The following is a 22,054-nucleotide window of genomic DNA, read 5'->3' as shown; positions in this document are numbered from 1 at the left end:
TAGGACATGATTGGGACAATGGGACAGGTCCAGTGTCCCTCTGTACCTTTATTGTAACAAGATTTTGAGGGTTTGGGTTAGTTTTTTGAAGGGGAGATTGTTGGAAGTTTGATAGAAAGAAAGCCCTTCATCGTGGATGGAGGGCTTAACTCTCGTAAATTAGGATGCTCAGTGAAATCATTCTTTTGACACTATAAATCCTCCACCAAAATATAAGTTGCCTTCACTGGTCCATGCACCCCAACAACAAGGTTCATTTCAATATCTGCAGAGTTACTTGGTCCTGTGATAAAGTTGATCGCAGAAGGAACCTGCTCACCGTTTTTGACTTTTTCACGGATAAGCTTGGCGGCTTGGGTCATCCGTGGGACGATTGTGCTTTTTGGGACAATTACGATTGAGTGGGCCGGTAGGAAGCTGATGGTTCTTCCACGATTTGGACCACTGTATAGCACAACTGTGCCTGATTCTGCTAATGTGATTTCACTTATGGTAATTCCAATGTTTGCTTGTTCTGCCTTTGTGATGTTTTCTTTTCCTAGGTCAGGATTCCATTCAAAAACATCTTCTTGTTCAGAAGGTAGTTTTTCTGTTAGTAATGACTGAAGACCAAATTGTTTGAAACGTTCGTCCTTCCAGGTAACGATTGGACCGCTACCGAATTCTTTGATTTTCTTTTCTAGGTCTTCTGAAAGCTTGGATTTTGATGTCATGATGAGCTCCGTATGAATTTTTGTGCATTGAAGCTTTAAAACTTCTACTAACTCATCCACGGTTGCATCCTTTAATACTTCCTCCTGTGGGTTATGCTTCCACACAGGTGGTGTTAACGTTGTTTTTCGCTCACGACCAAGCTGTTTTGCAATTTGATCGAGGAAGGCGTCGCGGTTTTGGATGATTCCCTTCATTACTCCTCGCCTCCTGTTTCTCGATTTTTAAACCAATCTCTGAATCTTTCTTTATTTGGTGCTGGGAAGTCACGTACATCGGTCCATTCTTTCAGCATGCCGACTCCCTTTGTAATTTTGTCACCATGAGTAAGTGGCTTCGTTAATGTTGGTGCAAGTTTTGAACCCATTTGGTAAAGAGATGGTGAAGAAGCACCGAAACCAAATGCTTTCATTAATAGTTTTTCAGAGATAGGTGCACGCCCTTCCCTCTCCACGATAACCTCACGATGTTTATGAATCAATTGATGAAGTGGGATTTTGACTGGACAAGCATCCGTACAAGCGCCACAAAGGGTTGAGGCATATGGTAATTCCTTGTGATCATCATAACCACCTAGCAGCGGCGTTAGTACAACCCCAATTGGACCTGGATAAATCGATCCATAGGAATGCCCTCCAACATGACGATATACTGGGCAAACATTAATACATGCCGCACAGCGTATACATTGTAAAACGGATTGGAATTCCGTCCCTAGTATATTTGAACGCCCATTATCTACAATAACAAGATGAAAGTCTTCTGGTCCATCAACATCGCCTTCTTCACGAGGTCCTGTCAATGTCGTGATATAGCTTGTTAATTTTTGACCGACAGCACTTCTCGTTAACATTCCAACTAATACTTCCATTTCTTCAAATGTTGGAACGAGACGCTCCATCCCCATCACGACAACCTGTGTTTTCGGGAGGGCAGCGACAAGATCTGCATTCCCTTCGTTTGTTACGAGAGTAATCGAACCTGTTTCTGCAACTGCGAAATTACATCCTGTAATCCCCAGATCTGCCTGTAAAAACTCCTGTCTCAATGATTCTCTCGCAAACAAGGCTAGTTCTTCTGGTTTTTCCGAATTTTTATAGTCCATTTTATTCGCAAAAACATCGCGAATTTGTTCTTTATTTTTATGCAATGCCGGTACAACGATATGGGATGGTGGATCATGATCATCCATTTGCAAGATGTATTCACCAAGGTCTGTTTCAATGACTTGGCATCCCGCTTCCTCAAGCTTTTGATTTAAGCTGATTTCTTCTGTCACCATTGATTTTGCTTTAACTATTTTTTTCGCTTCCTTCTTTTTTGCGAGATCACTGATGTATGTACTTGCTTCTTCGGCGGTTTGAGCAAAGAATACATGTCCACCTCGGTTTGAAACCTGCTCACTTAATTGAAAGAGGTAATAATCTAAGTTTTCAAGGACGTGTTGGCGAATTTCTTCTCCGTGGTTACGCCATTCTTCCCAGTTCCCCAATTCATCTGTAACCGTTTGCTTTCTGCCTTGAATGGTTTCCTGGGCTTTTGATACCGCACCTCTCATGAAGGTGTTTTGAACTTCCTTTTGAACACGTGTCTTAAACTTTTCGTTGCTTGTTTTTAGTGCCACTATTTCTCCCCTCCTCTAGTTTCGATAGTTTAATACTTCTGCGATATGTAAAACTTCTATAGGCTTACCTTGTCTGTTAATTCTTCCGCCAATATTCATGAGGCAGCCCGCATCTGCTCCGATAAGATAGTCGACTTCTGTCGTTTCAACGCATTGTACTTTTTCATCAACCATTTTCTCAGAGATTTGTCCCATTTTTACAGAGAAGGTTCCCCCGAAGCCACAGCAATTCTCCTTACCTAGAAGCTCAACATATTCAACACCGTCAATATTTTTTAATAGTTTAATAGGTGGTTCCTTTACCCCTAATAGCCGAGTCATGTGACAGGATGTATGGTAAGTTACTTTTCCTTTGAAGGTTGAACCAACATCTGTTACTTCTAAAACCTCGACAATGAATTGAGTGAGTTCGAACGTTTTCTTCGCAAGTTCGATTGCTTTTGGCTCCCATATGGGGTCACCTTTAAAAATATCCTTGTATTCGTGGAACATGTTTGCACAGGAGCCTGATGGACATACAATGTACTCCGCACTTTCAAAGCTTTCAATCATCTTTTTCATGGCTTTCTTTGTTTCTTCTACATATCCACTATTATAAGCAGGCTGTCCGCAACAGACCTGAGATAGTGGAAACTCCACATCACAGCCGAGATGCTCTAATAGCTCAACCGTTGCTTTCCCCACATTTGTTTGAAACATATCGACTAGGCAGGTGGCAAATAAAGTGACTTTCATTTTTGTTTTCCCCCTTAACAAAGCAAGTAAACAGGTCATCTGATGACCTTATTATCAAGAACTATGTTACTACTTTTTTCCATCTTATTAAAGTCTATTTTAGAGATTCTTTAAAAAAGTTCTCTAATGTTTCCTCTACATTGTTCAGATGTGATAGCATCGCGCTTCGTGCTGCTTCTTCATTTCCCGCTGCAATTGCTTCATAGATGGATAAATGTTCATTGTATAATCGTTCTGTTGTTTTTTCTTTAGAAAATAAAGTGATTCTTCTCGTTTCCTTCATCGTTTCTTGCATGAGGTCGGACACGTGCAATAATAAATTCGTTAAAATTGGATTTTGGGTAGCTTCTGATATGGCAAGATGGAACTGGAGGTCCGAGGTTTCACCAAGCTCTTCATTTCCTAATGCAATCTTCATCCCATTAAGTGCAGATTCTATTTTACTTAGATTTTCAGAGGTATGTTTTTTCGCTGCTGTTGCGGCAGCCCCGGTTTCAATGATTTTTCGAACTTCAAGAAGATGCATGACATCCTGTTGATTCATTAACATAGCAGTGGCTAGTGGAAATGTGAGGTCCTCAGCATGAAATTCCTTTACATACGTTCCTTCGCCTTGACGCATTTCAATTAAGCCCATCGCTTTTAGTGCAGTTAATGCTTCCCGAATTGCAGAACGACCGACTTGAAAGCTTTCTGCTAGCTGTTGAACGGATTCAAGCTTTGTTCCAGGTTTTAGCTTTCCAGATCGAATTGCCTCTTGTAAAGCATCCGTAACCTCTTCATAGATTTTTTTCGGTTTGATTTTTTTGTATTCCATGGATGGTCCTCCGTAATGATGATATCAACTTAATTATACTGTGATTCTGACCATAATGGAAAAATAAATACGTAAAAAAGAAAGCAAGCATAATCCATCTTGCTTTCTTTACACTTTAATTATCTCACTGCCTTCAACGCTTTACCCCAAGAAACAACTTGGTCTAACATCATCTTCACATTATCAAGGTGTAAATCTTGTGGTTTGAAATCTGTTCCGTTTTCAAAGTCAGTAAATAAAGATAATGTAGGGTGTGTGCGAACGTCGGCAATCATTAATTCCCCACAAACACCACGTACATGTTCTGCGGCACGTGCTCCACCTGTAGAACCATAGCTAACGATTCCAGCTGATTTATTATTCCAGGCTTCACGCGCTAGGTCAAACGCATTTTTAAGAGCTCCTGTCATACTGTGATTGTATTCTTGTACAATAAACACAAATCCATCCAGTCTTGCTAGCTTTTCATTCCATTTCGCAATTCCAGGAGAATCTGCTGTACCTAAAAACGGTAAATCAAAATCCTTAATATCAACAATTTCGTAATTTGCGTTTCCATGTTGGTCTGCAATCCCCTTCACCCATTCTCCAACCTGTGGGCTTACGCGTCCTTCACGTGTACTTCCTAAAATAATCCCAATGTTTAATTTTTCTTCAGGCATTTTTGTTTCCTCCGTTATTTTATTTTTGCCAAACAGTTTGTCTAAAAATCCCATACTTACCACCACCTATGTAGTTAAGAAAAGCAATTCACTTTTAATTTCCTGCTTCCCAACAAGATTTATACGCCTTATTAAGTTGGGTTCAAAATTCTTTGTAAAAATCGTTTTGTCCGCTCTTCCTTTGGATTTTTCAATACTTCATCAGGGTCTCCTTGCTCGATAATGTACCCGCCATCCATAAATAAGACTTTGTCGGATACCTCACCTGCAAATTGAATTTCATGGGTCACAATAATCATGGTCCAATTTTCATTGGCTAAATCTTTCATTACCTTTAAAACGTCTCCGATTAATTCAGGATCTAAGGCTGAAGTGGGTTCATCGAATAAAAGAAGTTCCGGTTTTAGTGCTAATGCTCTTGCAATCCCAACCCGCTGCTGCTGTCCACCTGAAAGTTGATGAGGATATAAATCCATTTTTTCCTGCAGTCCGACTTTTTCAAGCAGCTCTACTGCCTCATTTCTTGCTTCGGTTTTATTTCGTCTTTGAACAATCACGGGTCCCTCCATTACATTTTGAAGGGCTGTTTTATGTGGAAAAAGATTATAAGATTGAAAAACCATGCCTGATTTTCTGCTCAACTGAATGATGTCCTGTTTCCTTACTTTTTCAGCAAAATTAAGCGAAAGCCCATCTTCAAACTGATAGATTCCCTTATCCGGTTGTTCCAAGCCATTAAAACAGCGGAGCATGGTTGTTTTTCCAGAACCGGATGGACCAATAATAGAGACGACTTCTCCTTTTTTCACATCGAAATCGATGTTTTTTAACACTTCATTTTCACCAAAAGATTTCGCCAAACCCGTTACCGATAAAAACATACCCTCACCTCTCTATCTTGCCACATACCTGCTCAATCTCCGTTCTAACCCTGCTTGAATGAGTGATAAAATGAAACAAATCACCCAATAGATTAGGGCAGCTTCAATATATAACAGAAGGAAATCGTATGTCCTTGCTGCAATCTCCTGTGCCTTGCGAAATAATTCAGCGACTAAAACCAATGAAGCAAGGGATGTATCTTTTACAAGACTAATAAAGGAATTGGACAACGGAGGTACGGAGACCCTTGCCGCTTGTGGAAGGATGATTCGCCTTAGTGCTGTCCATCTTGTCATACCAATAGTAAATGCGGCTTCCCATTGTCCCTTTGGAATCGATAAAATGGACGCACGAATGATTTCAGATGCATAGGCCCCCACATTTAAAATAAATGCAATCGCCGCACTTGGGAAAGGATCAATATTCACCCCAATGTTGGGCAATCCATAGAAAATAATAAATAATTGCACAAGCAATGGTGTTCCGCGAATCGCTGAAACATAGAAAATAGCTGGAGCTTGAATGAGTCTTGATTTTGACAATCGCATCATCGCTGTAAGCAACGCAAGAATGAGTCCACCGATAAATGAAATAAGTGTAAGTGGAATCGTATACTGAATCGCCCCTGAAAGCATGGAAGGAAGGGAGTTCATGAATAACTCCCATCCCTCCATATTTGCAGTAATGGTTAATATAACGCTATTTTGTAGAAACATCTTCACCAAACCATTCCTGAGAGATTTTTGCTAACGTCCCATCTTCCCTCATTGCAGCCAATTGTTCATTAATAGCCTTAACTAAATCTTCATTCCCTTTATTAAAAGTAAACGCCATCTCTGAAACATCATCTGAACTAGCTGCAATTTTGATGCTCTCGTCGCCTTGTGATTTTATATAATCAAGAACTGCAAGCTTATCATTCACCGTAGCCTCGGCACGCCCTTGCTTGATCAATTCAATTGACTGTGCAAGTCCTTCTACACCTACGATTTCCGCACCATCCTCTTGAGCGATGGCACCATAGTTACTCGTCAAGGATTGCGCAGCTTTTCTTCCTTTTAAATCCGCAAATGTTTTTATATCACTATTATCTTTTGAGACAACAAGGACAGCTGAGGAGTAGGTATACGGTTCAGAGAAATCATAATTGGTTAGACGATCCTCATTAATTCCCACTTGGTTGGCAATTAAATCAAAGCGCTTTGAATTAAGACCAGCAAACATCGAGTCCCATTGGGTTTCCATAAACTTAACCTCAAGGTCCATGCGCTTGGCGACCTCTTTAATCACTTCCACATCATAGCCTGTTAATTGATCCTCTTCGTTGTGGAAAGTATAAGGAGCATACGTACCCTCTGTTCCAACTGTTAAAACACCCTTTTCCTTAATGTCATCAAATAGGGAACCAGTTTGTTTCGTATCATTCTTTTCATCGTTACCTGCATTGTTATCATTATCTGTTCCACCGCATCCTGCTAGGGCAAAAGCAATGGCAAATATAAATGAAAAAAGAAAAAGGAATTTCTTCATTATGAATACCCCCAATGAAATAAATTTGTATTTCGTATTAGTAGTAGATTTTACAAGTTTACCTATTCTCATTCACTGGGTTAAGAGGATAAAAAAAGAAGCCAGCAACGATTTGCTGGCTCCCAATATTCATTCTTTCACAAGTTTCTCTACTTGTTTAACTACATTTTCAACTGTAAACCCATATTCCTCGATAAGCTTATCTCCATTACCCGAAGCACCAAATGTGTCTACGGAAAGTACTATCCCTTTTTCCCCAATATATTTATGCCAACCTATAGAGGACGCCATTTCAATCCCAACCCTAGCCTTCACATTTTCGGGTAATACACTTGCTTTATAAGCTTCATCTTGTTTTTCAAAGCGATCCCACGAAGGCATGCTAACAACATTAACGTCTATTCCTTCTTCCTTTAATATTGATTGAGCACGAACAGCTAGCTGTACCTCAGAACCGGAAGCAAGTAATAGTGCATCTGGTACTTCCTTTTCACCTTTGCTAACCACATATGCACCAGCTTTTACACCTAAATATGCATTTTCCTTTGTACCTTCTAGTGTAGGAAGGTTTTGTCTTGTTAATACGAGGGCTGTTGGCTGTTCTTTACTTTCAACAGCTAGACGCCATGCGGCTTGTACTTCATTACCATCAGCTGGACGAATGACTGATAAATTAGGAATCGAACGTAAGCCTGCTAGCTGCTCAATTGGTTCGTGAGTCGGTCCATCCTCACCTACTGCAATTGAATCATGTGTAAGCACATAAGTAACTGGTGTATTCATTAACGCAGATAGACGGATTGCAGGTTTTAAATAGTCACTAAATACGAAGAACGTACCTCCGTACACTTTAACACCACCGTGAAGTGCCATACCGTTTAATGCAGCCCCCATTGCAAATTCACGTACGCCAAACCAAATATTCCGTCCTGCGAAATTAGTAGGTGTGAAATCATCTTCACTTGTAATGGTTGTTTTGTTGGAACCAGCTAAGTCGGCACTTCCTCCAATAAAATACGGAACAGCTTTTGCAATCGCATTTAATACTTTCCCTGAAGATGCTCTCGTTGCTAGCGTATCCACTCCAGGTGTAAATTCCGGAAGGCTTTGCTCCCATCCTTCTGGTAATTCACCTTTGATCGCTGATTCAAGTTCAATGGCAACTTTAGGATTTTCAGACTTATAAGCTGCAAACAGTTCATTCCATTTAGCTTCCGAAACTTTACCTGGTTCCACAATCTTCTCCTGAAAATCTTTATAAACTTCTGAAGGAACTTCGAATTCCTCGTAATCCCATTGATAAGCTTTTTTTACTAATTCAATTTCTTTCTTACCAAGTGGAGCACCATGTGCGTCAGAAGAACCAGCTTTATTTGGTGAACCGTAGCCGATCACAGTTTTGATTTCAATTAATGTTGGTTGGCTCGTATTTTCTCTTGCTTCTAGTATTGCTTTACGTATGGAAGCTAAATCATTACCATCTTTAACTCGTAACACCTGCCATCCATAGGCTTTAAAACGTTCTTCTGTATTGTCTGAGAAGGAACGGTTTAAATCACCATCTAAAGATATATCATTTGAATCATATAAAACGATTAGCTTACCGAGTTTTAAATGGCCTGCTAATGATGCCGCTTCATGAGAGATTCCTTCCATTAAGTCACCATCGCCAACAAGCGCATATGTATAATGGTCAATGATTGAAAAATTTTCTTTATTGTATGTAGCTGCTAAAAAGCGTTCAGCCATTGCCATACCTACAGACATCGCAATGCCCTGTCCAAGTGGTCCTGTTGTTGCCTCAACACCGTCTGTATGATGAACCTCTGGATGTCCAGGCGTTTTCGAACCAAATTGACGGAAGTTTTTCAAATCATCAATGGTTACATTGTAACCAGAGAGATGCAATAGACTATACAAAAGAGCTGATCCGTGACCAGCAGATAGAATAAAGCGATCCCGATCAAACCATTTTGAATTTTTAGGATTATGCTTTAAAAAATCTGTCCATAGTACATAAGCCATTGGTGCTGCCCCCATCGGCAATCCCGGATGTCCAGAGTTCGCTCTTTCAATCATATCAATGGATAATGTCCGAATTGCATTTACCGATAATTGGTCAACTGAGACTGTGCTTACCATATCTTTTCCTCCTTTTACAAATCGAAAAGCAATTGAAACCAATCAACTGCTCTTCTTAGTAAATAATATTTGTTCATCACTCATCGTATGAACCGATTCAGTACAACGTAATTTTTGATCATTTCCATTAATCATAATCGAATGTGTGATGATCTTGTTTTGTTCTCGTTTGATTCCATTTAATAGCATATTACTCGTGATTCCTGTTGCAACAAATACGCAATCTTTTGCTGATACTAATTGTTCATGTGTCAAAACTTGATTAACATCTTCAATCCCCATATTTCTACATCTTTGATGCTCTTCCTCCGATCTCGGAAGAAGTCTTGCTTGCATTTCTCCACCCAGTCCCTTAATACCTACTGCCGCTAAAACACCTTCTGGGGCACCTCCAATTCCAATAAACAAATCCGCCTGCAATGATTCAATACAAGTTGAAATCGCAGGTATGACATCCCCATCTTCAAACAAATAAGTTTTTGCACCTAAGTCACGCACAGTATTAATCATATCTTGATGTCTGTCGCGATCCTGGATAATAACAGTTAGCTCGTTTACCTCTTTCTCTAACGCCTTTGCAACCGCATACAAATTATCTTCAAGGGGAGCATCGATATTTATCTTTCCTGCGGCCTTTGGTCCTGTAGCAATTTTTTTCATGTACATATCTGGTGCATGAAGTAAGGCCCCTTTTGGAGCAGCGGCAATAACTGCAATCGCATCATTTTGTCCTTTCGATGTGGAGGTAGTTCCATCAATCGGGTCTACCGCGATATCAATCTGCTTTCCCGTACCTGTTCCTACCTTTTCACCAATATATAGCATAGGTGCTTCATCAATTTCCCCTTCACCAATGACCACGACACCGTCCATTTTGACTTGATTCAGCATTGATCTCATGGAGTTCGTAGCAGCTCTGTCCGCTTCCACTTTGTTTCCGCTTCCAATCCAAGGTAATGAAGCAATAGCTGCAGATTCAGTTACTCGTAAAAAATCATAGATTAATTGATTCATTGGACCACTCCTTTAGCAAAAGCTTTGTGCCCAAATTTTTCATATAGGAACTAGTTGCAAGAATTTGAAGAAATTTCTTTACTAATTTCAGTGAAAAATTCTTTTTCTTTTTCAACGATTTTATCAACTTTACGTTGAGAACCGCCAGCCCAATTCGAGTTTAAGTATGCAGCAACAACCTTTTTCGTAGCTTCTGGTCCGAGAATCTGAGAACCGATGGTAATAATTTGTGCATCATTACTTAATTGAGCTCTTTCAGCAGAATATACATCGTGAGTAAGTGCAGCACGAATTCCTGGATACTTATTAGCTGCAATACACATTCCAATTCCAGTACCACAAAGTAGAATTCCTCGGGTCACTTCACCATTACTGACACCTGCGGAAACCTTGAAAGCAACATCTGGATAATCAATAGCATCCTTTGAATAACATCCATAGTCCTCTACTTCATGACCAAGTTCTTTAACGTATCTTTTTACAATTTCTTTTAAATCAAAAGCATTGTGGTCGCATCCGATTCCTATTTTCACTTTCGAATCCCCTTTCGTTTTTTCACATGAAGTTATTTTTCATTATTACTATGCTATTATTCTATTATATTTATTTTCTTTTTTCAATATTTATTTTCGTTTATTTTTGTTTATTATAAAAACCTAATAATCCTCTATTAATCAAATAAACCCTTGCCTTATATATTATTATTGATTAAACTTGAATTAGTGAACAATACTTAGAGAACCTTAATTTTTTAATTTTAATTATTTTTTATTTTTATTTTCAATCAAATGAGGGGTAATCATGAATAAATTATTTGCTACTGAAAGAAGACAATTAATATTAAGTATACTCGAGGAAAAAAAACGAGTAACCGTTAAGGATTTAGCAAAGGATGTAAACGTTTCCGAAGCGACATTACGAACTGATTTAAATGTATTAGAGGAAGAAGGCTTATTAACCCGAACCCATGGAGGCGCTGTTTTAAATGAGGATTTAACCTCCACGAAAGTAAGTTTTTCAGAACGTGAAAAGAAAAATCCGGATTCAAAAAACATCATTGCACAAAGGGCCATTAATTTGATCAATCAAAAGGATTGTATCTTGTTAGACGCTAGTACGACTGCCCTCGCATTAGCTAGATTAATAAGGGAATCAACTTTAAATATCACGGTTGTGACAAATGGAATTTCTGCCGCAATCGAATTGAAGGAAAACCCAGGTGTCAATGTTATATTAGTTGGCGGTATGGCTCGGATGGGCTCAATGGCCCTAGAGGGTTTACTTGGTACGAATGTGTTAAATAAAATCAATATTGATACGATGTTTACGTCAGCCAGAGGCTTTACGATTGAAGAAGGGCTAACGGATTTTAATGTGTATGAAGTAGAATTAAAGAGGGTAATGGTAGATAAGGCAGATAAAATTGTTGCATTATTAGACCATTCAAAAATTGGTACGAGCTCGATTGCAACATTTGCAACCTGTGACCAGCTTGATACAATTATCTCGGATCAAGAACTTGATGCTGAATTAGAAAAAGAACTAACAAAACGGAATATTGAGGTATTATAAAAAGTAAATAGGATACTCGCTGGAGTATCCTTTTTTACTTTAGTTATTTAAATGTTTTTCAAGTTCATGTAAAAGAACTGTAAATGTCTCCATATTCCAAGCAGTTCTCCCTACGAATAATCCATTAACATCCTTTTGGTCGATATACGGCAGGAAATTCTCTAGGTTAACACTTCCTCCATATAACAATGGAATTTCATGACCATTTTTCGGAAACATGTCAACTAATGTTTCGCGCAAGAATGTATGTATTTCCCCAACATACTCTGAATCTGCTGGAATTCCATTTTCACCAATCGCCCAAACTGGCTCATAAGCGATAAGGACATGTTTAACTTGATCCTCTGTCAAACCTTTTAAACAAACCTTTAGTTGAGCAGCAAGGATTTCTTGAGAAATTTCATTATTCTTTTGTTCAATGTTTTCACCAATACAAACTAAAGGCTTCATATCATACTTCAATGCGGCTAACACTTTTTTATTAATATCCTCATCATTTTCATTATAATATTGTCTTCGCTCTGAGTGACCAAGTTCAACTAAGTCAAGACCAATCTCAGCCAACATTTTAGGAGATATTTCACCTGTATATGCTCCTGCGTCTTCCCAGTGCATATTTTGGGCACCAAGCTTAATTCTTGAGTCTACTGTTTCCTTTTTAATATCAACCAATGCTGTATAAGAAGGAATAATAAACAATTCAATAGTAGGATTTAGTTCATTCGCTAATTGCTTAAGTTCTTCTGTATAGAAAATTCCTTCAGCAATGGTTTTTGTCATTTTCCAATTGGTACCGATCCAAACCTTATTCATTCTCCTGACCTTCAACCCATTCCTTCATTGATTTGAAAATGATTGATACGGTTGTAGCACCTGCATCCTGATGACCAATTGCTCGTTCACCTAAAGATTTTGCACGACCAAACTTAGCAATATAATCCTTTGTAGCTTCAACCCCTTCAATTGCAGCTGTTTCTGCTTTGCGAAGGCCTTCTACTAAGCTTACATTTTCTGCGACACTAGCTTTCAATGCTTCAACAGCAGGCTGGAATGCATCTATCATTGTTTTATCCCCAAGTTCAGCCTTTCCGCGTTGTTTAATTGCATCAAGTGCCTTTTCATAAATCTCAGCCAAAGATGCTAAATCAAGTGTATCCTTAGGTTCTACCCCTTTAATTCCACCAACAAACATTGTTCCGAAAATAACTCCTGATGCTCCACCCATTGAGGAAATCATTGACATACCAATCGTTTTAAACACATCATTTACTGTTGTAAATTCAGTTGCTTTTAAATTTTCATCGGCTTTTGTAAAACCTACGGACATGCCGATTCCGTGGTCTCCATCACCGATAGCACTATCAATCTTTGTTAATAACGGTTTGCTTTCTACTACCTTTTCACCAACGTATAAAAACATTTCCTTCACTTGGTTTGGATTTAGAGATTTTAGTGTTTGCGTCGCCATTATCTCACTCCTCCTTTGACTTTTTCAGCTTTGTTGTAATATGGTGAATGTGCAGGAGCATTATATAACTCTTTTAATTCATCATCTAATTTTAGGAATGTAATAGAAAATCCACCCATTTCTTGTGTGGTACAATAGCTATTTACATCCATATCATAAATCGTGATAGCTTTTTCCTCTAAAACTTGAGCAACTCTACGATTCACAATTAATAATTCTAATAGTGTTGTAGATCCTAAACCGTTTACATAAACAGCCACTTCGTCTCCCGCTTGAATCTTACTTTCTACTAAAAGCGTTTCAAGTAATTCGTCTGTTAACTGATCAGCCGGCATAAGTTTTGTACGTTTCATTCCCGGTTCACCGTGTATTCCCATTCCTAGTTCAATTTCATCATCACCTAGAACAAATGGAGGATCAGTTTCACCAGGTATAGAGCCTGGTGATGTTGCTACACCAATGGAGAATGTGTGATCTGCTGCCTTTTGAGTGACGCGGGATACTTCTTCTAACGACCATCCTTTTTCAGAAGCCGCACCCGCGATTTTGATGACAAATACGTCACCTGCAATACCTCTTCGGTCAGCTTTCCGATCTTCTGGAGCTGAAGCAACATCATCGGCTACTAAGACCGTTCTTGTTTGAATATCTTCAAAATCTAATAACTCCGCTGCCATATCAAAATTAAGTACGTCTCCGGCATAGTTTCCATATACAAATAAGACACCCATGCCTTGATCAACAGCTTTTGCAACGTCTTGAACCGTATTTGGTGTTGGTGCTGCGAATACATTTCCAATTGCGACACCATCAGCTAAGCCTTCTCCGACGAAGCCAAGGAATAATGGTTCATGCCCACTTCCTCCACCCGTAACGATCGCAACCTTCTCCTTCATGTTCTTACGAATGATTCCGTTTACATTTTCTACTTTCACTAAAGAGTCTTTATATGCATACATATAACCTTCAATTGCTTCTTGTACAACACGACCAGGATTATTGATTATTTTCTTCACTTGTTGTCCCCCCAGATTTAAAATATATAAAATTATAAAACTATTTTATTTGTTTTTATTTACTTTCATTTATTATTTTAATCTTTTATTTTAACGCTGTCAATTTAGATTTTGATATTCATGAATGAAAAAGAGATTAATAGAAAAAGGAGTACCAAATAGCCTTATAAACGACCAATCAGGTACCCCTACTTTGAAAAAAACTTATTTGTATCCGTTATTGATTAGTTTGATGCCAAGTTTAAGTGCTTCTTCAAATGCACTTGGATCGACAATGCCCTTTCCTGCAATGTCAAATGCTGTACCATGTGCAGGAGTTGTAATTACAATTGGTAAGCCCCCACTTATTGTTACACCCTTATTAAAGCCCATTGTTTTCATACCAATTTGAGCTTGGTCATGGTACATGCCTAGTAGACAGTTGAAGTTTTCCTTTTTTAAACGAAGGAAAATTGTATCTGCTGAGAAAGGTCCATGCACATTCACACCTTGATTTTTCGCTTCTTCAACCGCAGGTGAGATGATTTCATTTTCCTCATCTCCTAATAGTCCATTATCCCCAGCATGTGGATTTAAGCCAGCAACTGCAATCTTCGGCTCAATTCCTGCTTTTGAAACGATTTTATCTGCAAAAAGAATACTATTTAGCACATTTTCTTTTGTTATATTTTCTGCAACTTCTTTTAAAGGAATGTGTGACGTAACGCGTGTAAACCAAACACCATCCATCACGTTTACCTCCATGAAGCCTGTCTCTAGCCCAAATACAGAGGCTACTAAATGGATATCATCTTTAAAAGTATAGCCCCCCTGATATAGAGCACTTTTGTTCATCGGTCCATAGGATAGACCGTCTAGCTTTTCTTGTTTTGCTAGCTCTAATGCAAAAACTAGATTGTCACCAGCTGCTTTACCGGACTTCTCGTTTAAAACACCCATTTCAATTTCATCAGGATCTGTATTTTTAGTATCAATTAACCATAGTGAAGAAACGTCTGGATTCACATCATCTATGCTGTCTACTTTTTGGTAGTTTAGCTGTTGATCCGCTATGCTTGCTCCACGGTTAAAAATACGTTCATCTCCAATTAAAATCCAAGTTGCCGACTCTAAAATTTCTTTGTTTGCAAATGATTTTGCAACTACCTCAGGCCCAACACCTGCAGCATCCCCATATAATAATCCAATTGTTGGTTTACTCATGATAGTTCCTCCTTTAAGGTATGTAAATTTTATCAACTTAAAATATTTAATAAGATAGTAACTGTAATTAAGCTAAGGAAAGTGTTAAATATGGTAGCGACTGATACAAATTTTGGTTGTATATTAAATTCCAATGAGTACAATGTGACATTTACCGCGGTCGGCATTGCTGCTAGAGTAATAATGACATTCCGGTAGAGGGGCTCAACCGGTAGTAACAAGGTAATAGCAACTGCAACCAATGGTGAAATAATTAACCTCATCACTGTAACAAAGGATATTTGTCTCCAATCCAAGACTTCCATTTTTAAGTTTGCTAGTTGCATTCCCAAAAGAAGCATAATAATCGGGATCGCACCATTAGCTAATAGGTTGATAATCGAATAGATATTCTCAGGCAAAATCGGGAATTGCCTGAATAGAAATGCAAAAAAGACAGCATATATAGCAGGTAATCTAAAGATATTTTTCATGCCCTTTATGAAACTTTCCTTACTTCTTGATGCGTAATAGATTCCAACTGTATTAAATAAAATAAGCTGGATTACGTAAAAGGAAATCGCAATATGGAAGGCCTCTTCTCCAAATACAAATAACACGATGGGTGTGCCATAATTCCCTGCATTCATAAAGACCGTCGAAAGGATAAACGCACTTTCTGTATCGGTATCTAATTTTCGAAACCATACAACTACCTTGTCAATTGTTATTGTAATGATCATTAACAACAATACGATGAATACCATCATCAAGTATTGTTGTTCTATTTTCGTTTCCAGTAATGACCGAAAGACAAGACATGGAATTAAAACATATACCGCAACTGTGGACAATGCTTTAATGTCCAAGCCTTTTATTTTCTGTAGAACATATCCAATAAAAAATACTGTAAATACTGGTAATAAAGCTCCGAAGATTATATTCATTTAGCCAAAACCTTCTATACAGTTTTTGTTATGCTTGAATATTTGCTTTTGCCATTTTTCGTTTTTTAAAATAATCGTTAATGCTTGGATAAAACAACATTAATGCTGAAATAATTAATAAAATTAAACTAATCGGTCTTGTTAAAAAAATGGTAAAATCACCATCTGCCATTTGAATGGAACGACGGAACTCACTTTCTGTAAGTGGACCTAATACAACCCCTAAAATGATTGTTGCTAATGGGAATTTGTATTTTTCAAGGATATACCCAATAATTGCAAATACAACCATGATGAGAATATCAATATAGTTGTTTCGCACTGTATATGTCCCAATCACACAGAATACAACTACAAGTGGGCCTAATACATAATAAGGAATATTTACTACTTGTTTAAAAATCTTAATAAAAGGCTTCGATACTAGAAGCATTGCAATATTAGCTAAAAGTAATCCCGCAAAAATGGTATACATTAAATTGGGCTCTGTTTTAAATAGCATAGGACCAGGCTGCATTCCGTGAAGAACGAAAGCACCCAAAAGAACGGCTGCGGTTGCTCCTCCGGGAATCCCTAATGAAAGTAATGGCACTAATGTACCCATCGCAGCAGCGTTATTCGCAGTTTCTGATGCTGCGATCCCTTTTGGATTACCTTTCCCATAAGACTCTTTTTCCTCTTCCTTAGACCATCTTACTGTTTCACTATAGCTTAGCATTGACGCGGTTGTTGCCCCTACACCCGGCAATATTCCTATAAAAACACCTATTAGGTTAGAACGCGCAATCGTTCCTTTAATTTTTTTAAAAACTTCCATTTCAAAAATTTTCGTTTTTACATTTGTCATTGCTTCTTGCACAACATGGCTATCCTTTGATTTCTTCAAAAATTCAGATAAAGCAAAGAGTCCAATAATAACAGGAATTAAATTAATCCCAGATGACAGTGATGTTGACCCGAATGTATATCGTAAAGTACCCGTTAATGGATCCATACCAATTACGGAAATCATCAATCCAAAAAATACCCCAATTAACCCTTTTGTTAATTCCTTACCACTTAGTGAAGCAACAACGGTCAGACCCATTACTGCTAGTGCAAAGTATTCAGGGGAAGAAAAGGATAATGCGACTTGCGCTAAAGCGGGTGTGATAAAAATTAAGCATAATGTTCCAAAAACTCCACCTACAACAGAGCAGAAAATTGCAATGCCTAAGGCACGTCCAGGGTTACCTTGTTGTGCCATCGGGTATCCATCAAAGGTTGTTACAACTGCCTCTGGTGTACCTGGTGTTCGAAGCAGTATGGCACTAATTGCTCCCGAGAACGCTGTAATCGCATAAATTCCTGTAAGTAAAATAAATGCTGCTTCAGGTTCTAAGGCATATGTCACAGGAAGCATGATAACGACCAACATGGTTCCACTTACCCCAGGAATTGCCCCACCGATATACCCGATAGCAATTGCAGCAAGTAACATGATGATATTCATAGGATCAGTAACAATAGTCAGTAGGCCGTTCATTAAATATTCAAGCATCTTATCCCCCCCTTTATTAATAGAATAATAGACTAAGTTCTCTAAAAATTCCTGTTCCACGAGGTAACGGAATGTGTAGTAATACTGAAAATAAAACTACGAATACGACGGTTGTTACAACGGAAAAGATAATTGTACCTACTTGTTTTTTTGCTCCAAGTAAAAAGGAGATTCCGTATAAAAATAGGATAGTAGTAATGATAAATCCAATAAAATTAAGCAAAACTACATATATAATGACAGTAACTAAAGAAAGCATTGGGATGGAAATATTAAATACCTTTCTTCCAACTTCTTCTTTTTCAATAGTTTCTGTTGCTTTCGTATTTTTAGATTTTATAAACGTTTTGATAATACCATAGGCTCCCAAGACAAACATTAGTGTTAATAAAATATACGGCCATGACCTTGGACCAACTGCAAAGGTTGCGTTTGTAATTTTAATTTGCGGGGTCATACTTAAGAAGAAAACAGCAAATAAAATTACAATACTATAAAATATATAGTCCTTTTTTACACTGCTCATATTATTCACTCCCAACTACAGAAGGTCAAAGTAGGAGGCAAAGCCTCCTACTTTACCCAGCTTATTTTTGAAGTTCTTCTATGACTGTTTTGTATTTTTCAATTAATTCTTCTGTTCTCTTCGTAAAGTCCTCAGAATTTAACCAACCTTCTCTTAGATGTAAATAGCTTTCTTCTTCAAATTTTTGATATTCATCTGAATCATATGCTTTCTTCATTGCTTCCTCTAAAATTTTGATAATTTCTGGGTCCGTTCCTTTTTTCACATAGAAACCACGCTCATTACCATCGGTTAAGTCCCAACCTTTTTCAACAGTTGTTGGTAAATCTGGGAATTGCTCTAATCTTTCTTCTGCAAATACTACAAGTGGTTTTATAGAACCATCTTCATATAAAGCTTTGGTCGGACCAAACTCGTCTACCATTGCATCTAAATGACCACCAATTACACCAGCATGCATTTCACCAGAACCTTGCATTGGTACGAAGTTTAGTTCAATCTCTGCTTCTTGACCAAGTTGGAAAACTGTAATTTCATCCATACCCATAGATCCAGTTCCACCAACAGTGATTTTACCAGGGTTCTCCTTTGCAGCTTTAATAAAGTCATCAATACTATCATATTTCTTAGGATCTACCCATAATCCATACGTATCACTTTGGAAACGTGCGATTGGAACAAAATCTTCTAAACCGTGTTCATTTGTTCCAGCTGCAGTTGTGATAGGAAATGCAGCGTCACCAACTAATGTATATCCATCTGCAGGAGCATTAAAAGCATTTTGTGCTGCAATAACACCAGCTCCTCCTTCTTGGTTTACAACATTAATGTTAACCCCTAAGATATCTTCTAGTTGTTTTGTTACTGCTCTTGCAAAGAGGTCTGTACCTCCTCCTGCGCCGTGTCCTACAAGAACCTCAATATTTTTTGTTGGATAATCTACAGTTTTTTTGTCATCTCCACTATCTGATGAAGAACCATTAGACTCCTCTGATCCACCGCTACAAGCAGCTAAAAGCATGATAAGACCAATTAATAAAATCCCAATAAAATTAAACTTTCTTCTCATTTTCGATTTTCCCCCTTTATTTCATACAAAGTTTCACAAGGCATATGCTTCAAATACAAACTAACCGGTATTACTAGAAGCTTTCACCCCCTCAATTAGAATAAAGATAATCATGATTTATATTTTTATAGTTTCATTGAATTTCGTTATAGGGATATGGGTTTAGTTTGTTTTCATTCCTCTCGTAATCGGTTCCAATTGGGTTTGTACATAATTCCCTACATCTAATATGACATTGTGCGGATCTGTAGCCGCTTCTTCCGTTTCTTCTTCAACCATAATCCACCCTTTATAATTCGAGTTAGAGAGAATTTCAGTTATTGCAGGGAAATCGATATCACCTGTACCCATTTTTTTCCATTCAAACGTATTTGAACAATCTTTAATATGTACATGTTTTATAATAGAAAGGTTATCTTTAATAATCTCAACTGGATTCATTCCACCGGCTTTTATATGACCTGCATCCGGTGTATAACTCAAGTATCTTCTATCTAATAGATCAAACATGACATCATAATCTTCTTTTGTTCTAAAATAAGAAGTTTTTGGTGATGCTGGGTGAAAGGAAGCTATTACACCATTATCATGTGCACGTATCCCAAGTGCATTTACACAATTCATAATTTCCTTCTGTCTCTTTAATAAATGATCTCTATTCGTTCCGACCCTTGCAGGAACGTTCATGATGGCTCCCGGAAAATGTGTTAAATAATTTATGTAATAATCAGCATGTGTTTTTTCTTCTTGTGTTTCATTCTCTCCTGCCCATGTAAACGGAACAGTTAAAGCCGCTAGTTCTAATTCTCTCTTTACCAGTTCTTCTTTTAGTCGTTCAGGTTGATTTTTATATCTTCCTAAAAGTGCGACCTGGACATCAATGCCTTTAAATCCTGCTTCTTTCACGGTATCCATGATTTGATCTAGATAATCGCATTCTTTATCATAATCTAGTTCCCATGTGGAACCATGGCATCCAAACTTTATTGCCAACTCTATCCCCACCTTATATACTAGTAATATCTGAAAGTTGTTAATAATTTAACTGCAAACGTTTCCAACCTCTTTTTTTCTTAATTTTATCATTTATTTTCACTTTGTCAATAAAAAATAACAATAAACAAAAATATAATGATAGTATTCATTGGATTTCAATAATTTGTTGAATGCAAATGAAAGCAAATTGAATGTCGAATTAAACTCATTAGGTAATTTTTTACAGGGTGTAAACTGGATAAAATGTAATTTACTAGTTAATGTAGTTAATTGAATAGATTTTGTTTTCTTTTGCAAAATGAAAAAAATCCCTAAAAAAAAGTATTGCTTGTCTTTGTCCAAGACTTACAATACTCTTTAACCTCAAGGATTTTCGTTTAATGAAGTCCAATTCACTCCAAATGCCTAATAAGGTATACTCCCTTTTTGTTATTCCATCCGTTTTTGGCATTTGATTTTCTTTTTGAAATAATTTAACGGCCCACTGAATGATTTCCGTAGCATTTTTTCCCCGCAGCCTTAGCTATTTAAAAACGGAGTCACCTTATTTAGGGCATCCTGGAGTTTTTCACTATTCTTCTGATACATTTCTTTTGCGGATTGGTTATTGGTTTGTAAAGCAAACAATTCTAAATCCGCCTGACATTTTTTTATCGTGGCGAGAAGTAATGGTTTTTCCTGTGGAGATGGGACCTTGATCTTATCATCAAATAAATCGACTGTCAGTTGTCCATAAGAATCAACTTGCCCTAAGAACACATTTTCAATACTGACGCCCATTTTATCAAGTTCTGTGTCAAGCCAATTCTGACTGTAGCCAGATGATGATAATGGTTCATGCATGATTTCTCCGTCCATAATAACCGTTTGCGGTTCTTTTATCGGAGCAACAGCCAGATTTAGAACTTTTGCGGTTACTGGTTGATTTTCCTTTTTTAATAAGACACTTAAGCTTCCATCTGTTTCTAATACGGCGAACTCAACATCTGCTACCTGGAAGACATCCTTATTTCGTAGTTTTGCTAGTAATTCATCAATTGTATACTTTTCTTTTTTTAAATTATCTTCCATTACCTTTCCATCTTGAATAAAAACGGTTCCTTTTCCTTCAGCAAAGTCTCTTACTATTTTACTATTTAATGAAATGAAACCCATGATAAACGGAATAGCGAACCAGACACCCATACCTATTAATCCATGACTGACATTTCGATCCAGTCCTGTGGAGATCTCTGCAGCAATACTACCTATTGTAATTCCATTAATATATTCGAAATAGGATAGCTGAGAAATTTGCTTCTTCCCTAACCATTTCGTAAAAAAGAACAGTGCGATAAGTAAGACTAGTGATCGTACGGCAATACTTACCCAATCTGGCATAATCGTAACTCCTTACCATTGATTTAAAAACCTTGATATTGCTCTTCCTCCCGCTCTATTTCTCCGACACGTATTTTTAGATCATTCTTTATTTCATCCATGAGCATCATGGTTTCATGAAAAGTTCGTTTCGCCTCTGTGTCTTGCGTGCGTAATGCTAAGCTAGATAGACTTGCTTCAATATTTTTTATACTAGAAAGACATTGTTTCACTTGAGAGCCTACTGTCACCCTTCATTCTC

23 protein-coding genes are annotated in these 22,054 nt (G+C 37.7%); 1 reads left to right on the top strand and 22 read right to left on the bottom strand.

Translation table 11 applies throughout. The features are described 5' to 3' along the window. Positions 1 to 191 precede the first annotated feature (191 nt). The 11 genes from ABC371_RS10515 to rpiB all read right to left on the bottom strand — a co-directional run bounded on the left by ABC371_RS10515 (position 192) and on the right by rpiB (position 10,650). Positions 192 to 908, bottom strand: coding sequence for a LutC/YkgG family protein (locus tag ABC371_RS10515; protein ID WP_412896755.1), 717 nt, complete (start codon positions 906 to 908; stop codon positions 192 to 194). Further along, positions 908 to 2,335, bottom strand: a complete 1,428-nt coding sequence (locus ABC371_RS10510; RefSeq protein WP_412896754.1) for a LutB/LldF family L-lactate oxidation iron-sulfur protein — start codon at positions 2,333 to 2,335, stop codon at positions 908 to 910. Before ABC371_RS10510 ends, ABC371_RS10515 begins: the two co-directional genes overlap by 1 nt. 15 nt (positions 2,336 to 2,350) lie before the next feature. Continuing rightward, complete coding sequence (locus ABC371_RS10505) at positions 2,351 to 3,070, bottom strand: (Fe-S)-binding protein (RefSeq protein WP_412896753.1); 720 nt, start codon at positions 3,068 to 3,070, stop codon at positions 2,351 to 2,353. Positions 3,071 to 3,164: 94 nt separating this feature from the next. Continuing rightward, entirely contained in the window at positions 3,165 to 3,887 is a 723-nt protein-coding gene (locus ABC371_RS10500; RefSeq protein ID WP_412896752.1) for a FadR/GntR family transcriptional regulator, read from the bottom strand. Positions 3,888 to 4,006: 119 nt separating this feature from the next. After that, positions 4,007 to 4,603, bottom strand: coding sequence for an NADPH-dependent FMN reductase (locus tag ABC371_RS10495; RefSeq protein WP_412896751.1), 597 nt, complete (start codon positions 4,601 to 4,603; stop codon positions 4,007 to 4,009). A gap of 77 nt (positions 4,604 to 4,680) precedes the next feature. Continuing rightward, the gene (locus ABC371_RS10490; protein WP_412896750.1) at positions 4,681 to 5,430 is read right to left on the bottom strand and encodes an amino acid ABC transporter ATP-binding protein; all 750 of its coding nucleotides are present in this window, start codon (positions 5,428 to 5,430) and stop codon (positions 4,681 to 4,683) included. 12 nt (positions 5,431 to 5,442) lie between these two features. Further along, the gene (locus ABC371_RS10485) at positions 5,443 to 6,147 is read right to left on the bottom strand and encodes an amino acid ABC transporter permease (RefSeq protein ID WP_412899325.1); all 705 of its coding nucleotides are present in this window, start codon (positions 6,145 to 6,147) and stop codon (positions 5,443 to 5,445) included. Next, the gene (locus ABC371_RS10480; protein WP_412896749.1) at positions 6,131 to 6,961 is read right to left on the bottom strand and encodes an amino acid ABC transporter substrate-binding protein; all 831 of its coding nucleotides are present in this window, start codon (positions 6,959 to 6,961) and stop codon (positions 6,131 to 6,133) included. Before ABC371_RS10480 ends, ABC371_RS10485 begins: the two co-directional genes overlap by 17 nt. 129 nt (positions 6,962 to 7,090) lie before the next feature. Then, entirely contained in the window at positions 7,091 to 9,103 is a 2,013-nt protein-coding gene (gene tkt, locus ABC371_RS10475) for a transketolase (RefSeq protein ID WP_412896748.1), read from the bottom strand. Between the two features lie 42 nt (positions 9,104 to 9,145). After that, entirely contained in the window at positions 9,146 to 10,117 is a 972-nt protein-coding gene (glpX, locus tag ABC371_RS10470) for a class II fructose-bisphosphatase (RefSeq protein WP_412896747.1), read from the bottom strand. Positions 10,118 to 10,167: 50 nt separating this feature from the next. After that, a complete protein-coding gene (rpiB, locus tag ABC371_RS10465) occupies positions 10,168 to 10,650 on the bottom strand; it encodes a ribose 5-phosphate isomerase B (RefSeq protein WP_412896746.1) in 483 nt (160 codons plus the stop codon). Between the two features lie 268 nt (positions 10,651 to 10,918). Between rpiB and ABC371_RS10460 the strand changes: the two genes are divergently transcribed. Then, positions 10,919 to 11,689 (top strand): DeoR/GlpR family DNA-binding transcription regulator, encoded by a 771-nt coding sequence (locus ABC371_RS10460; RefSeq protein ID WP_412896745.1) that lies wholly within the window; start codon positions 10,919 to 10,921, stop codon positions 11,687 to 11,689. A gap of 39 nt (positions 11,690 to 11,728) precedes the next feature. On the opposite strand, the gene ABC371_RS10455 is transcribed toward ABC371_RS10460, so the two are convergent. The 11 genes from ABC371_RS10455 to ABC371_RS10405 form a co-directional block, all read right to left on the bottom strand. Beyond that, positions 11,729 to 12,502 carry a triose-phosphate isomerase gene (locus ABC371_RS10455; protein ID WP_412896744.1) on the bottom strand — a complete coding sequence of 258 codons (774 nt, stop codon included), beginning with the start codon at positions 12,500 to 12,502 and terminating at the stop codon, positions 11,729 to 11,731. Beyond that, the gene (gene dhaL, locus ABC371_RS10450) at positions 12,495 to 13,157 is read right to left on the bottom strand and encodes a dihydroxyacetone kinase subunit DhaL (protein WP_412896743.1); all 663 of its coding nucleotides are present in this window, start codon (positions 13,155 to 13,157) and stop codon (positions 12,495 to 12,497) included. Before dhaL ends, ABC371_RS10455 begins: the two co-directional genes overlap by 8 nt. Further along, on the bottom strand, positions 13,157 to 14,173 hold the full coding sequence (locus tag ABC371_RS10445) for a dihydroxyacetone kinase subunit DhaK (RefSeq protein WP_412896742.1): 1,017 nt from the start codon (positions 14,171 to 14,173) through the stop codon (positions 13,157 to 13,159). The genes dhaL and ABC371_RS10445 overlap by 1 nt, the downstream gene beginning before the upstream one ends. A gap of 204 nt (positions 14,174 to 14,377) precedes the next feature. Then, on the bottom strand, positions 14,378 to 15,376 hold the full coding sequence (locus tag ABC371_RS10440; protein ID WP_412896741.1) for a PdxA family dehydrogenase: 999 nt from the start codon (positions 15,374 to 15,376) through the stop codon (positions 14,378 to 14,380). Positions 15,377 to 15,408: 32 nt separating this feature from the next. Then, the gene (locus ABC371_RS10435; protein ID WP_412896740.1) at positions 15,409 to 16,302 is read right to left on the bottom strand and encodes an AEC family transporter; all 894 of its coding nucleotides are present in this window, start codon (positions 16,300 to 16,302) and stop codon (positions 15,409 to 15,411) included. Positions 16,303 to 16,330: 28 nt separating this feature from the next. Continuing rightward, entirely contained in the window at positions 16,331 to 17,842 is a 1,512-nt protein-coding gene (locus ABC371_RS10430) for a tripartite tricarboxylate transporter permease (protein ID WP_412896739.1), read from the bottom strand. Positions 17,843 to 17,858: 16 nt separating this feature from the next. Continuing rightward, positions 17,859 to 18,368 (bottom strand): tripartite tricarboxylate transporter TctB family protein, encoded by a 510-nt coding sequence (locus tag ABC371_RS10425; RefSeq protein ID WP_412896738.1) that lies wholly within the window; start codon positions 18,366 to 18,368, stop codon positions 17,859 to 17,861. Positions 18,369 to 18,429: 61 nt separating this feature from the next. Further along, a complete protein-coding gene (locus tag ABC371_RS10420; protein WP_412896737.1) occupies positions 18,430 to 19,437 on the bottom strand; it encodes a tripartite tricarboxylate transporter substrate binding protein in 1,008 nt (335 codons plus the stop codon). 162 nt (positions 19,438 to 19,599) lie between these two features. Further along, complete coding sequence (locus ABC371_RS10415) at positions 19,600 to 20,430, bottom strand: sugar phosphate isomerase/epimerase family protein (protein WP_412896736.1); 831 nt, start codon at positions 20,428 to 20,430, stop codon at positions 19,600 to 19,602. 522 nt (positions 20,431 to 20,952) lie between these two features. After that, complete coding sequence (locus ABC371_RS10410; protein ID WP_412896735.1) at positions 20,953 to 21,813, bottom strand: DUF421 domain-containing protein; 861 nt, start codon at positions 21,811 to 21,813, stop codon at positions 20,953 to 20,955. Between the two features lie 23 nt (positions 21,814 to 21,836). Then, positions 21,837 to 22,043, bottom strand: coding sequence for a DUF1657 domain-containing protein (locus ABC371_RS10405; protein ID WP_412896734.1), 207 nt, complete (start codon positions 22,041 to 22,043; stop codon positions 21,837 to 21,839). Between the last annotated feature and the right edge of the window lie 11 nt (positions 22,044 to 22,054).

The organism is Bacillus jepli (genome assembly GCF_047238305.1).
Classification (GTDB): domain Bacteria; phylum Bacillota; class Bacilli; order Bacillales; family Bacillaceae_L; genus Ferdinandcohnia.
Note: the sequence above shows the minus strand (reverse complement) of the source record. Positions and strands in the feature narration are given on the sequence as shown.